Origin of the sequence: Micromonospora sp. NBC_01740 (assembly GCF_035920365.1) — a bacterium.
Taxonomy (GTDB): Bacteria; Actinomycetota; Actinomycetes; order Mycobacteriales; family Micromonosporaceae; genus Micromonospora; species Micromonospora reichwaldensis.
Map to the genome: position 1 here is coordinate 2,252,032 of NZ_CP109150.1, position 13,280 is coordinate 2,265,311.

The window sequence follows — 13,280 nt, forward strand, 5'->3', positions numbered from 1 at the left end:
TCTTCGCGTCTCCGGCAGCGCCGCGCCGTCCCCTGTTCGGATTCCGTGCCCGGGTCAACCGGGCAGCAGCACGGCGGCGGTGCGGACCAGCGCGTCGTCGACCGCGAACCGGCCGGTGACCAGCGCGGGCGGACGGGCGAGCGGGGCCGCGTCGAGTCGCGCCGGGGCGATCCGGGCGGTGAAGGTGCCGGCGTCCGGATCCAACTCCACCAGCGCGTCGTGGAAGTCCAGCCACGTGCCGACGACCGGGTGCCACACCTTGTAGACGGTCTCCTTGGCGCTGAACAGCACCGCCGGCCAGGAGGTGCCCACCGGCAGGCGGGCGCACCGGTCCTGCTCCTCGGGCAGGCAGATCAGCCGGCGTACGCCCGCGTTGAGCTCCCGGTGCCCCTCGGCGTCGATGCCGACCGACCGGACCTCGCCGGAGCGGGCCGCGACCGCCGCGCAGTAGCCGCGGGTGTGGGTGATGGCGCCGACCACGCCGGCCGGCCAGACCGGCGACCGGTCCGCGGCCGACGGCACCGCCACCGGGGGTACGCCGAGGGCCGCCATCGCCCGGCGGGCGCAGACCCGCCCGGCGGTGAAGTCGCGGCGGCGGCTCTGCACCGCGCGTTCGCCCAGGCAGGCCCGCTCGGCCGGCAACAGCTCGCCAGCCCAGTCCGACGCCCCGGCCACGGCCACCGCCACGGCCGGCGGCAGCAGGTCACGCACCGCCGCCCCCCGACAGGTGCGACCGTCCGCGCGCCCGCCCGGCTCCGAGCCCGTCGGCCGGTGGCCGGTGCGGCGGCTGGCGAGCGGACCGCCGGGCCGGCGCCCCGCCCACGGTCGGCGTCGCGAGGGTCATGGTTGGTGAACGTACCGCAAGGCGTAACACCGCAGCGTCCTGCGGCGCTGACAGGGCGTCGCCGGTGGGCGGGAATGGTCCACTGTCGACCAGCCCACCGGGGGCGGGTCGCCACGTGAACCGGAGAGGGAGTGCGATGACCGGTGGTGCGGAATCCTCGGCGTCCGGGGCGGACGAGCACGCTCCACTCGCTCCCGGCTGGACCTGCGGCACGTGCGGGGCGGAATGGCCGTGCCCGGCCAAACGGTCCCGGCTGCTGGAGGAGTACCGGCGGGACCGCGCCATGCTCAGCGTGTACCTGGGGTCCTGTCTCGCGGCCGCCGCGCAGGACCTGCCGCCGTCCTCCGGCACGTCCCTGCAGGACCGGTTCCTCGGCTGGCTGCCCCGCAACCCCCGGACGTCCTGACCGCACCCCGGGGCGACCGGTCGCCCCGGGGTGCCCGGCGGTCAGTACGCGTGCGTCACCGTGATCGTGATGTTCGTGCAGGAGTTCGCCCGGCTGGTCAACGCGCTCTTCTCGGCGCTGTCGATGCTCAGCCGCCACCGGGTCTTCACCGCCACCCACTCGCCGACGTACCGGCACTTCTCGTTGGTGGGCTGCCAGGTGGCCGGGTCCTGGTCGCCCTTGGCCTGGTTGACGTTGTCGGTCACCGCGACCAGCGACCTGACGTCGCCGAGGTCGTTGGCGAATGCCTGCCGCCGCGACGTGGTCCAGTTCCGGGCACCCGAGTCCCACGCCTCGGCGAGCGGAACCATGTGGTCGATGTCCAGGTCGGACGGGTTGGTCCAGTAGGCGGCGTCGTAGTAGGAGCGCCAGCGCCCGCCGGTCAGTTGGCAGCCGGAGCCCACCGTGGGGCGGGTGGTGGCCTCGGCGATCAGCACCTCGTAGCGGGTGTTGCAGCCGTCGGAGTCCGCGTCGGTCCAGTGCGGGAACAGGTCCCGGTTGTAGCCGGTGCGGCTCTCGGCGGCCACCGGCAGGTCGGCGACGAGGGTACGCAGCGGCACCGAGACGGTGGCCGCGTGGGCGGGGGCGGACAGGCCGAGGGTGGCGGCGGTGACGGTGGCCAGCAGGCCGCCGGTCCAGCGGAGGGTACGGGTCATCGTGAACTCCGTCCGATCGATCGGGATGGCTGACAGTGCAACCGGCCCGGGTGCCGACGGACCGGACCCAGGGTTACTGGAGAACCAAATCGATCGATACGTTACGGGAAGTCTCCCATCGATGGGAATCCCGATGGCTGCGAAATCTGGCAGATCCCGGTCCCGCCGGCGCTGCCGATCCGTACCGTTTGCGCGAGATGACGGACCGTTAGTGCCGGATGTAAACCATCCGTGCGGTGTCGCGTTGGTCGGAAATCTGACCGAAGTCGACCCGTTGTGCCAGTGGTAGGTGGTGGTTAAGCTCTTGATGCGCGCCCCAATCGCCCGCTTCCCCCGTGGCAGGCGATCGGGGCGCGCATCTACGTCGAACGGGCCCGCACGCCACCGCGTGCGGGCCCGTTCCTTGTGCACCCGCCGCGCCGCCCGGGGCGCGCGGCGGGTGCCGTGCCGTCCTCAGATCCAGCGGCCGTCCAGCCACATCCGCGCCGACCACTCGGCGTACGGCAGCACCTTCCCGACGAAGATCGGATGGAAGTACGCGAAGCAGAGCGCGACCAGCAGGACGTACGCCCCGGCGATCACCCCGCCGACCAGCCTGCGGTCCCGGATCTCGTCCGACTCCTCGCGCGCGGCGACAGGGCCGCCGTCTCCCGGCTGCGCGGCGACGGCGCCCGGTGGGCCGGCCGGCGTGATGATCGCGCCGAGCACGTAGACCACCGCCAGCACCAGGAACGGCAGGACCGGCGCGGTGTAGAAGGAGAACATCGTCCGACCGTCGAGGGCGAACCAGAACCAGGGCAGCAGACCGGCCGCCACGACGAGCAGGATCGCCCCCGCCCGCCAGTCCCGCCGGGCCAGGCCCAGCCAGGCCAGCGCCGCCAGGGCGGGCAGGAACGACCACCAGAGCAGCGGGGTGCCGAGCAGCAGGACCTCCGAGGCGCAGCTCGGCGCCCCGCAGGGCCCGTTGCCAACCCAGTAGAAGGCGACCGGCCGGCCGAGCAGCAGCCACTGCCACGGCCACGACTGGTACTTGTGCGAGTCGTCGAGGCCGGTGTGGAAGCCGTACGCGGCCTTGTGGTACTCGATCAGGTTGTTCAACGCGCCGAAGACCGGGGTGTCGCTCAGCGGGGCGTTCGGGTAGCGCTCGGCCAGCCGGTAGTAGCCCTCGTCGCTGAGCAGCCAGCCGGACCAGGTGGCGACGTAGGTGACCACGATCAGCACCCCGGCCAGCACCAGCCACGGCACCTCGTCGAGGAGGGTGTCCCGCCACGGTCGGCGTACGCCGGCGGAGCGGCGGACCCCGACCTCCCACAGGATCACCAGCAGCGCGAAGACCGGCAGGAAGTAGAGCGCGCTCCACTTGACCGCGCAGGCGCAGCCGAACAGGACCCCGGCGGCGAGCCGCCACCACGGCCAGTTCCGCCAGCCGCCCGCCGGACGCCCGGCCCGCCCGGGCTGGCCCGGGTCCAGGCCGGCCTCCAGCGCCCGGGCCCACCGGCGGCGCCGGGCGTCCCGGTCGAGCACCAGGGCGCCGAACGTGGCCAGCACGAAGAACAGCAGGAAGATGTCGAGCAGCGCGGTGCGGGAGAGCACCAGGTGGAAGCCGTCCAGCGCGAGCAGCAGGCCGGCGGCGCAGCCCAGCGCGGTCGAGCGGAACATCCGCCGGCCGATGCGGACCAGCAGCAGCACCGACAGGGTGCCGATGACCGCCGCCGAGACCCGCCAGCCGAACTCCGGGGCGGTCGTCATCAGGTGCCCCGGCACGGAGATGCCGTGCTCGGCGTCGGCGTAGCCGAAGGCCCACTCGCCGAACCCGATCAGCCACTTGCCCAGCGGCGGGTGGACCACGTACGACGCGCCGCCGTCCTTGTAGTTCCACTCGACGCCCTTGTCGATGAGCCCCCAGCCCTCCCGGGCGTAGTAGGTCTCGTCGAAGATCTTGCCCGGCGGGTGGCTCAGGCCGACGAAGCGCAGGATTGCCGCGATGGCGACGATCACGCCGGTGGCGAGCCAGGAACGCCCGTCCAGCCGGGCCTCGACGGTGGCCAGCCGCCGCCGGACCACGCCGGGGATCCCGCCGGAAGCCGGGGACCTGCCCTCCGGCGGACTCCCGTCCGTGAGGTCCTGCCCCGCCTGGTCCGCGCTCTGTGCTGTCGACGCACTCGTCACCCGGCGATCGTAGGCTGCGAAGGTGCCCGGTGGCGCCCGTCGTCCCCGATACCGGTAAAGCCGTCGATGAAGGAGTTGCATCTCGTGGGTGAAAAGTCCGAAACCGGGCGCCTGGTCCTGCTCGGCGCGCCGCTCGGCAACCCCGCCGACGCCTCCGCCCGGTTCCGTGAGGTGCTCGCCGCCGCGGACGTGGTGGCCGCCGAGGACACCCGCCGGCTGACCCGGCTGGCCCGGGACCTCGACGTCACCGTCGGCGGCCGCATCGTCTCCTACTTCGAGGGCAACGAGGAGCGGCGCACCCCCGAGCTGGTCGACGTGCTGACCGCCGGCTACCTGGTCGCCCTGGTCACCGACGGCGGCATGCCGAGCGTCTCCGACCCGGGCTACCGGCTGGTCCGGGCTGCCCTCGACGCCGGCGTGCCGGTCACCGCCGCGCCGGGCCCGAGCGCGGTCACCACCGCCCTGGCACTGTCCGGCCTGCCCTGCGACCGGTTCTGCTTCGAGGGCTTTCTGCCGCGCACCGGCGGCGCCCGGCGGTCCCGCCTGCGGGCGCTGGCCGCCGAGGAGCGGACGCTGGTCTTCTTCGAGGCGCCGCACCGGATCGCCGCCGCGCTCGCCGACCTGGCCGCCGCGTTCGGCGCCGACCGGCCCGCCGCACTCTGCCGCGAGCTGACCAAGACGTACGAGGAGATCGTCCGCCGCCCGCTCGGCGAGCTGGCCGACTGGGCGGCCGAGGGGGAGCCGCGCGGCGAGATCACCCTCGTCGTGGCCGGCGCGCCCGAGTCGGCCCCCGAACGGCCCGACGACGACACGCTGCGGGCCGCCGTCGCCGCCCGCGAGGCCGCCGGGCTGTCCCGCCGGGACGCGATCACCGAGGTCGCCACGGAGTACGCCCTGCGCCGCCGCGACGTCTATGCCGTCGTGCACGCCTGACACCCGAGTCGGCACGCCTGACGCCCGACTGGAATTTCCACCCGGCCCGGCCGGGCACCCTCGGCGGCCCGGCCGTCGGGCGCCCGGCAGCACCCGACGGGCTCACCAGGCGGCGACGAGGAAGCCGAGGGTGATCGCCAGCGGGCCGGCCACGGCGCCCGTCACCGCCCAGCGGCGGGCGCGGGGGTCGGCGATCCGGGTGGACCCGGTCCACCGGACGATCCCCGCGCCGCAGCCCAGCACCACCAGCAGGCCGAGCAGCCAGCGCAGGTGCCCGGCCGCGCCGGTGTCCGCGTACGCGGTGCCGCCGTCCGGGCCGGTCATCCGGGCCGGCAGGATCGTGCCGGCCGCGGTGCGCTCCGCGGCCACCCCGCTCACCCGCACGCCGTACGCGGTCCACGTCTCGTCGGCGGGAGCGAAGTTGCCCCGGCAGCGCTGCGCGAGGCCGCCCCCGGTGCAGTCGGCGATCACCACCGTGCCCCGCGTGGCGTGCCCCACCGCCAGCCAGAACGGGCCCGCGCTGACCCAGGCGAAGAACGCCGCCATCAGGCTCAGCGCCAGCAGGGCGGCCAGCCCCGGCAGCGGATCGGGCGGACGCGGGGTGCGCCGGGCCCGACGCCGCGCGGCCTCCTCCCGGGCCGACCGCTCCCGCTCGTGCGGCGGTTCCTCCCGGATCGGGGTGCCGTCCCAGTGCACCAGCTCGATCGGCGGCCAGTACGCCCCGTCACCATCGTCGGACCCGTCCCCGCTGTCCGGCGTACGCCCGCCGTCGCCCCGGTCCGGTGGGTCACCGGCGGACGGACGTCCCCGGCGGGGCCAGCGGTTCGGCTGTCGGACGGGGACCCGGCGCGGTACGGCGTCGACCGGCGCCCCGGTCGTGGGCTCCACCTCGACGGCGGGCGCGGCGGACGGCGGGGCCGCCACCGGTGCGGCGGCCTCGACGGGCGGTTCCGGTGGCGACTCCGGCGGCGCGGCGGCCTGGACCGCCCGGGGGTGCGGCGCGCGGGTGCCGCGCGGCGCCCTCCCCGCGTCGCCGTCCGTCGGGCCGGAGGGACGGTCGTCACGATCCCGGGCCGCTCGTCTGCCAGTCACGGCGTTCATTGCACCCCGCGACCAGGGCATCCGCAGGCAGCTCAGGCCGCGTGTCGGCGACAAATCGGGCGAACAACGGATCCGGTCCCGCCGGGCCGCCGACCCGAGGGCCCTATTGGTTCGCGGTCACCGCGAGCGGGTCACTAGGCTTGCTGGTCATGAGTCACGTTCTCGCGGCGGTCGCCTGGCCGTACGCCAACGGCCCGCGCCACATCGGCCACGTCTCCGGTTTCGGCGTTCCCTCCGACGTCTTCAGCCGGTACATGCGGATGGCCGGGCACGACGTGCTCATGGTGTCGGGCACCGACGAGCACGGCACCCCCATCCAGGTGCAGGCGGACGCCGACGGCGTGACCCCGCGCGAGTTGGCCGACCGCTACAACCGGGTGATCGTGGAGGACCTGCACGGCCTCGGGCTCTCCTACGACCTGTTCACCCGCACCACCACCCGCAACCACTACGCGGTGGTGCAGGAGCTGTTCGAGGGGATGTACCGCAACGGCTACATCGTCCCGAAGACCACCATGGGGGCGATCTCCCCGTCCACCGGCCGGACGCTGCCCGACCGCTACATCGAGGGCACCTGCCCGATCTGCGGCTACGACAGCGCGCGCGGCGACCAGTGCGACAACTGCGGCAACCAGCTCGACCCGATCGACCTGATCGACCCGAAGTCGCGGATCAACGGGGAGACCCCGAAGTTCGTCGAGACCGAGCACTTCTTCCTCGACCTGCCCGCCCTCGCCGACGTGCTGCGGCAGTGGCTCGACACCCGCGAGGGCTGGCGGCCCAACGTGCTGCGCTTCTCGAAGAACCTGCTCGACGACCTCCAGCCCCGGGCCATCACCCGTGACCTGGAGTGGGGCGTGCCGATCCCGCTCGACGGCTGGCGGGACCGCCCCGACAAGCGCATCTACGTCTGGTTCGACGCGGTGATCGGCTACCTGTCGGCCTCGATCGAGTGGGCCCGCCGCTCCGGCGACCCCGAGGCGTGGCGCCGGTGGTGGTCCACCGACGGTGAGGGGAAGGACGCCCGCGCCTACTACTTCATGGGCAAGGACAACATCGTCTTCCACTCGGTGATCTGGCCGGCGCTGCTCTCCGGCTACTCGGGCGAGGGCAGCCGCGACGGCGCGCCGGGCGACCTGGGCCGGCTCAACCTGCCCACCGAGGTGGTCTCCAGCGAATACCTCACGATGGAGGGGAAGAAGTTCTCCTCGTCGCGCCGGGTCGTCATCTACGTACGGGACTTCCTGGAGCGCTACGACGCCGACGCGCTGCGCTACTTCATCGCCGCCGCCGGCCCGGAGAGCAACGACACCGACTTCACCTGGGCCGAGTTCCTCCGCCGCAACAACGACGAGCTGGTCGCCGGCTGGGGCAACCTGGTCAACCGGTCCGTCTCCATGGCGGCGAAGAACTTCGGCGCGATCCCGCCCGTCGACCCGGCCGGCCTCACCGAGGCCGACGAGGCGCTGCTCGCGGTCGCCCGGGCCGGCTTCGCCACCGTCGGCGACCTGATCGCCCGGCACCGCCAGAAGCAGGCCATCGGCGAGGCGATGAGGGTGGTCGCCGAGGCCAACCGGTACCTCTCCGAGCAGGCGCCGTGGAAGCTCAAGGGCGAGGACGACAAGCCGCGGATGGGCACCATCCTGCACGTCACCCTCCAGGTGGTCAGCGACGCCAACACGCTGCTCACCCCGTTCCTGCCGCACTCCGCGCAGAAGGTGCACGAGCTGCTCGGCGGCACCGGCGTCCACGCGCCGATGCCGGTCATCGAGGAGGTCGAGGACCTCGACGGCGGGCCCGCGTACCCGGTGCTGACCGGCGACTACACCGTCGGCGCGCGGTGGGAGTCCGTACCGCTGGAGGCCGGCCGGCCGCTGGCCGCGCCGAAGCCGGTCTTCCGCAAGCTCGACCCGTCGATCGTCGACGAGGAACTCGCCCGCCTGGCCGACTGACGGCCGCCTGCGTGCCGACGGGCGCGGCCCCCGAAGGGGCCGCGCCCGTCGCCCGTCGTGCCGGCCGCCGCGCCGGACCTGGCGCCGGTGCGCGTCAGGCCCGGGCCATCGCCGGCGCGCCGATGAAGTCCATGATGCTGCGGTTGACCTCGGCCGCGTTCGTCCACGGGGTGCCGTGCGGCGCGCCCTTCAGCGTGACCAGCTGGCTGCCGGGCAGCATCGGCTGCAGCCGCTGACCGGTCTTCGGGTACGGCAGCACCGCGTCGGCGTCGCCCTGCACGATCAGCACCGGCACGTCGATGCGGGACACGTCGCCCCGGAAGTCGGTCTGCCAGGCGTCCACGCTGTCGTGGGTGCCCTTCGCCGAGGCCCGGGCGCCGATCTCCCAGTGCGCCCGGAACGCCTCCTCGCTGACCAGCTTGCCCTTGTTCTCCTGGTAGTTGAAGAACGCCTCGCAGAAGGTGGTCAGGTAGGCGAACCGGTCGTCGATGATGGCCTGCTGGAAGCCCTGGAAGAGGCTCTTGTCGACGCCCTCCGGGTTGTCCGAGGTCTTCAGCAGGAACGGCGCGAGCGGGGCCAGCAGCACCGCCCGGTCGACCCGCTGCGAGCCGTACACGCCCAGGTAGCGGGTCACCTCGCCGGTGCCCATCGAGTGGCCGACCAGGATGACGTTCCGCAGGTCCAGCTCCGTCATCAGCACGTCGAGGTCGGCGGCGAACGTGTCGTAGTCGTACCCGGACGCCGGCTGGGCGGAGTTGCCGAAACCCCGCCGGTCGTACGTGATCGTCCGGTATCCGGCGGCCTGCAACGGCCCGGTCTGCTTCTCCCAGGTCGACCCGCTGAACGGGAAGCCGTGGATCAGCACGATCGGCTGACCGGAGCCGTGGTCCTCGTAGTACAGGTCGATGGGGGCGGAGTTCTCCGTCCCCACTGTGATGAAAGGCATGCGCGTCTCCTGGTCACGTGACGATCGGACGCCCGCGCTTTCCCACCCCACCCGGGGTTATGCCGCCCGGGACCGGCGCCCAGCCCCGCTCACAGCGCGTACGGCAGGTCCACCACCCGGTCGTCGGTGACCTCGGAGGCGGGCGCCCACGTCTCGTAGACGCCCCGCTCCTGGCACTGCGCCCCGGTCTCCGCCACCGCGTCCGGGCCGGGCCGACGCAGGCGCAGGCGCAGCCACCTGGACTCCTCCCGCAACACCAGGCAGGGCACGCCCCGCCAGTCGGCCAGCCGCAGCCGGCGGGCCGCCGACTCCACCGGGTACCGGGCGGCCCGGGTCATCGCCAGCACCCGGAACCCGCCCGGCTGGTCGGCCACCGCCTCGTACTCGCCGCCGGCGTAGTCGCCGACCAGCCGGGTGGAGCGGGGCGTCTCGCCGGTCGGCACGTACTCCTGGTCGGGGGAGAGCCCCGGCACCGCCGCCAGCAGGTGCCGCCACTGCGGGCCGGCCATCCGCAGCCAGCCGCGCTGCTCGGCCTGGTAGCTGTAGAGCACCACCTCCACGCCGTCGGCCGGATAGGCGAGCAGGGTGGCGTTCGCCGGCATCGGCAGGTCCGCGAAGTCCCGGGTGACGAACTCCGGGACGAGCTGGGCGCTGCTGGGCACGAAGCCGGTGCCGAGCACCGCCCCGCCCAGCCGGTCCCGGGGCGCGAGCGCGGTCAGCCCCCGGTGCGCCCCGCCGACCGGCACGTCGTAGTCGGCCGGGTCGGCCGCCCGCCAGCGCAGCGCGTACGTCACGTCCGCGCCGTCGGTACCGGCCGCGCCGTCGGTGCGCAGCACGGCCGTCGCCGACGGCGTACGCAGGTGCGCCACGTCGTGCTCCCGGTAGCAGAAACCGTGCGGCAGCCACCCGCGCACGTAACCGGCGAGCTGCCGCGCGGAGAGCACCTTCACCATCCGGGTGCCCCGCCGGATTACCGCGGAGGCGCGCACCGCCGCCAGCGTCGGATCCCCGGCCGCCGCGGGCTGCTGGCTGAGCTGCTGCACGTACGCCCAGCCCCGCTCCCGGTGCAGCGGCACCAGCAGCGGGGACTCCGCCTCGTCGCCCGGGTCGGCCACGGGAGGCAAGACGGTGACCTCGGTGGCGTGCACGAACCTGCGCCACGGCAGCGCGGCGCCGGACCGGGGCGCCCACTCGAAGCCGGGCGCCTCCTCGGCACTGAACAGCTCGTACGCCGCGCCCCGGGCGATCTCCTCCGCCGGGTACACCACGCCCCCGTACGTCACACGCGGGCCGTTTCCGCTGGCCTGAGGGGTGATGGTCACGCCGACGACGCTAGGCGCGAGATGTGCCGTCCCGGTGAACAGGCGGTGGCGTCCCCACGACACGGGCCACCGGCGGTGTGTGATGCTGGCCGCGATGAGCGAGCCCACCGAAACCCGCAAGCAGCGCGCCGCCCGCCGGGCCGGGGAGTTCCCGCCCGTGCCCGAGCCGCTGCCCCGCCCCGTGCTGGACAGCCACACCCACCTCGACATCACCGTCAGTGAGGCCGGCGTGCCCCCACAGCCGCGGGCGGACGGGGACCCGGGCGTCGTACCCGTCGAGGACCCGGTCGCCGTGGCCGTGGCCGTCGCCGCCTCGGTGGGCGTCGACCGGCTGGTGCAGGTCGGGGTGGACGTCGCCTCCTCCCGCTGGGGGGCCGACGTCGCCGACAGCCACCCGGCCGTGCTGGCCACCGTGGCGCTGCACCCGAACGAGGCCCCCCGCCTGCCCGACCTGGACGAGGCGCTGCGCGAGATCGAGGCGCTCGCCGCCCTGGACCGGGTACGGGGGATCGGCGAGACGGGGATGGACTTCTTCCGCACCGGCGAGGAGGGACGCGCCGTCCAGGAGGAGAGCTTCCGGGCGCACATCGCCATCGCCAAGCGGTACGGCAAGGCCCTGGTCGTGCACGACCGGGACGCGCACGCCGACGTGCTGCGGATCCTCGACGACGAGGGCGCGCCGGACACCGTGGTGCTGCACTGCTTCTCCGGCGACGCCGACTTCGCCCGCGAGTGCGTCCGCCGGGGCTTCCTGCTCAGCTTCGCCGGCACGGTCACCTTCGGCAGCGCCGCCGCGCTGCGGGAGGCCGCCGCGCTGACCCCGGTCGAGCAGATCCTGGTGGAGACCGACGCGCCCTACCTGACCCCGATGCCGCACCGGGGCCGGCCGAACGCCTCGTACCTGATCCCGCTGACCGTACGGTCGCTGGCTGAGACGACGGGCACGGACCTGGACGAGCTCTGCGCCGCCGTCTCCGCCACCGGCGACCGCGTCTTCGGCCCGTGGTGAGCAGGAGGGCCCCTGGCCCGCGCGCCCCCCACGCCGCCCGCATAGGCTACGGGGCGTGACCGGTCTCCTCGGCCCGGCGGAGATCCGGGAACTGGCCGCCCGGCTGGGCGTCACCCCCACCAAGAGGCTCGGCCAGAACTTCGTGCACGACCCGAACACCGTCCGGCGCATCGTCACTGCCGCCGGGCTGGCCCCGGACGACGTGGCGCTGGAGGTCGGCCCCGGCCTCGGCTCCCTCACCCTCGCCCTGCTCCCGGCCGCCGCGCACGTGCACGCCGTGGAACTCGACGCGACGCTGGCCGGCGCGCTGCCCGACACCGCCGCCCGGCACGCCGGGCCCGACGCCGCGCGGCTCACCGTGCACCACGCCGACGCGCTGCGGGTCCGCGCCACCGAGTTGGCCGAACCCGCGCCCACCGCGCTGGTGGCGAACCTGCCCTACAACGTGGCCGTGCCGGTGGTGCTGCACCTGCTCGCCGAGCTGCCCAGCCTGCGGCACGGGCTGGTGATGGTGCAGAAGGAGGTCGCCGACCGGCTCGTCGCCGGCCCCGGCTCCAAGGTGTACGGCGTGCCGTCGGTCAAGCTCGCCTGGTACGCCTCGTCCCGCGCCGCCGGGAAGGTCCCGCCGAACGTCTTCTGGCCGGTGCCGAACGTCGACTCCGGGCTGGTCGCCTTCACCCGCCGCGAGCCGCCCCGCGCCGACGTACCCCGGAAACGGGTCTTCGCCGTGGTGGACGCGGCCTTCGCGCAGCGCCGCAAGACCCTGCGCGCCGCGTTGGCCGGCTGGGCCGGCGGCGCGGACCGGGCGGCCGAGGCGCTCACCGCCGCCGGCGTCGACCCCGGCGCGCGCGGGGAGTCGCTCACCGTCGAGCAGTTCGCCGCCATCGCCGCGTCGGCCCCGGCCGCCCCACCCGCCGCGCAGTAGGCTGACGCCCGTGACCGAGGCCTGGGGACCGGACGACGAGGACGAGCAGCGGCGGCGCGGAGCCAGCGGACCGGTGCGGGTCCGGGTGCCCGCCAAGGTCAACCTGCACCTCGGGGTGGGACCGCTGCGCCCCGACGGCTACCACGAGCTGAACACCGTCTACCACGCCATCTCCATCCACGACGAGCTGACCGCCCGCCGGGGCGACACGCTCACCCTCACCATGGAGGGCGAGGGCGCCGGCGAGCTGGCCCTGGACGACACCAACCTGGCCATCCGGGCGGCCCGCGCCCTCGCCGGCTACGCGGGGGTGCCGCCGCACGCCCGGCTGCACCTGCGCAAGCAGATCCCGCTGGCCGGTGGGCTGGCCGGAGGCAGCGCCGACGCGGCCGCGGCGCTGGTCGCCTGCGACACGCTCTGGGGGACCGGGCTGTCCCGCGACGAGCTGGCCCGGATCGCCGCCGACCTCGGCTCCGACGTGCCGTTCCTGATCCACGGCGGCACCGCGCTCGGCACCGGCCGGGGCGAGTCGGTCAGCCCCGTGCTGGCCCGCCCCACCACCTGGCACTGGGTGGTGGCCGTGGCCGACAGCGGCCTCTCCACCCCGGTCGCCTACCGGGAACTGGACCGGCTGCGCGAGGCCGGCACCGCCGGTGAGCCGCTGGGCAGCACCGACGCGCTCTTCGCCGCGCTGCGCCAGCGGGACCCGCGGGTGCTCGCCGCGGCCCTCGGCAACGACCTCCAGGACGCCGCCCTGGCCATGCGCCCGTCGCTGGCGGAGACGCTGAAGGCCGGCGAGGCGGCCGGCGCGCTGGCCGGCATCGTCTCCGGCTCGGGGCCGACCTGCGTCTTCCTCGCGGCGGACGCCGCCGACGCCGAGCGCATCGCCGCGGAGCTGGCCACCGCCGACGTGTGCCGCGAGGCGCGCACCGCGTACGGTCCGGTGCCCGGCGCGCGCATCGCCTGACCGGCCCACCC

The 13,280-nt window shown here is 74.6% G+C and carries 12 protein-coding genes; 6 read left to right on the forward strand and 6 right to left on the reverse strand.

Annotation, left to right across the window (positions count from 1 at the left end; genetic code table 11):
• Nucleotides 1-54: 54 nt before the first annotated feature.
• Nucleotides 55-711: a 4'-phosphopantetheinyl transferase family protein gene (locus tag OG989_RS10900; RefSeq protein WP_327030431.1), complete on the reverse strand. Its 657-nt coding sequence runs from the start codon at nucleotides 709-711 to the stop codon at nucleotides 55-57.
• Between the two features lie 269 nt (nucleotides 712-980).
• Between OG989_RS10900 and OG989_RS10905 the strand changes: the two genes are divergently transcribed.
• A complete protein-coding gene (locus OG989_RS10905) occupies nucleotides 981-1,250 on the forward strand; it encodes a hypothetical protein (RefSeq protein WP_151453477.1) in 270 nt (89 codons plus the stop codon).
• A gap of 41 nt (nucleotides 1,251-1,291) precedes the next feature.
• Here the strand turns inward: OG989_RS10905 and OG989_RS10910 are convergent, their stop codons facing one another.
• Together OG989_RS10910 and OG989_RS10915 are read right to left on the reverse strand one after the other, a co-directional pair.
• Nucleotides 1,292-1,945, reverse strand: a complete 654-nt coding sequence (locus OG989_RS10910; protein ID WP_327030432.1) for an HNH endonuclease family protein — start codon at nucleotides 1,943-1,945, stop codon at nucleotides 1,292-1,294.
• A 453-nt stretch (nucleotides 1,946-2,398) separates the two neighbouring features.
• Nucleotides 2,399-4,114 (reverse strand): dolichyl-phosphate-mannose--protein mannosyltransferase, encoded by a 1,716-nt coding sequence (locus OG989_RS10915; RefSeq protein WP_327030433.1) that lies wholly within the window; start codon nucleotides 4,112-4,114, stop codon nucleotides 2,399-2,401.
• 66 nt (nucleotides 4,115-4,180) lie between these two features.
• On the opposite strand from OG989_RS10915, the gene rsmI reads away from it, so the two are divergent.
• Nucleotides 4,181-5,047: a 16S rRNA (cytidine(1402)-2'-O)-methyltransferase gene (rsmI, locus tag OG989_RS10920; RefSeq protein WP_370518919.1), complete on the forward strand. Its 867-nt coding sequence runs from the start codon at nucleotides 4,181-4,183 to the stop codon at nucleotides 5,045-5,047.
• Between the two features lie 102 nt (nucleotides 5,048-5,149).
• On the opposite strand, the gene OG989_RS10925 is transcribed toward rsmI, so the two are convergent.
• A complete protein-coding gene (locus tag OG989_RS10925) occupies nucleotides 5,150-6,148 on the reverse strand; it encodes a hypothetical protein (protein ID WP_327030434.1) in 999 nt (332 codons plus the stop codon).
• Nucleotides 6,149-6,297: 149 nt separating this feature from the next.
• Between OG989_RS10925 and metG the strand changes: the two genes are divergently transcribed.
• The gene (metG, locus tag OG989_RS10930) at nucleotides 6,298-8,100 is read left to right on the forward strand and encodes a methionine--tRNA ligase (RefSeq protein WP_151453473.1); all 1,803 of its coding nucleotides are present in this window, start codon (nucleotides 6,298-6,300) and stop codon (nucleotides 8,098-8,100) included.
• A gap of 94 nt (nucleotides 8,101-8,194) precedes the next feature.
• On the opposite strand, the gene OG989_RS10935 is transcribed toward metG, so the two are convergent.
• Nucleotides 8,195-9,046, reverse strand: a complete 852-nt coding sequence (locus OG989_RS10935) for an alpha/beta fold hydrolase (RefSeq protein WP_327030435.1) — start codon at nucleotides 9,044-9,046, stop codon at nucleotides 8,195-8,197.
• Nucleotides 9,047-9,135: 89 nt separating this feature from the next.
• Nucleotides 9,136-10,368, reverse strand: coding sequence for a hypothetical protein (locus OG989_RS10940; RefSeq protein ID WP_327030436.1), 1,233 nt, complete (start codon nucleotides 10,366-10,368; stop codon nucleotides 9,136-9,138).
• A gap of 82 nt (nucleotides 10,369-10,450) precedes the next feature.
• Here OG989_RS10940 and OG989_RS10945 point away from each other — a divergent pair, with 82 nt between their 5' ends.
• The 3 genes from OG989_RS10945 to OG989_RS10955 are packed head-to-tail and all read left to right on the forward strand — an operon-like array spanning nucleotide 10,451 to nucleotide 13,269.
• Nucleotides 10,451-11,377 carry a TatD family hydrolase gene (locus OG989_RS10945; protein ID WP_327030437.1) on the forward strand — a complete coding sequence of 309 codons (927 nt, stop codon included), beginning with the start codon at nucleotides 10,451-10,453 and terminating at the stop codon, nucleotides 11,375-11,377.
• 55 nt (nucleotides 11,378-11,432) lie between these two features.
• Entirely contained in the window at nucleotides 11,433-12,302 is an 870-nt protein-coding gene (gene rsmA / locus OG989_RS10950; protein ID WP_327030438.1) for a 16S rRNA (adenine(1518)-N(6)/adenine(1519)-N(6))-dimethyltransferase RsmA, read from the forward strand.
• Between the two features lie 10 nt (nucleotides 12,303-12,312).
• Nucleotides 12,313-13,269, forward strand: coding sequence for a 4-(cytidine 5'-diphospho)-2-C-methyl-D-erythritol kinase (locus OG989_RS10955; RefSeq protein ID WP_327030439.1), 957 nt, complete (start codon nucleotides 12,313-12,315; stop codon nucleotides 13,267-13,269).
• Nucleotides 13,270-13,280: the final 11 nt, after the last annotated feature.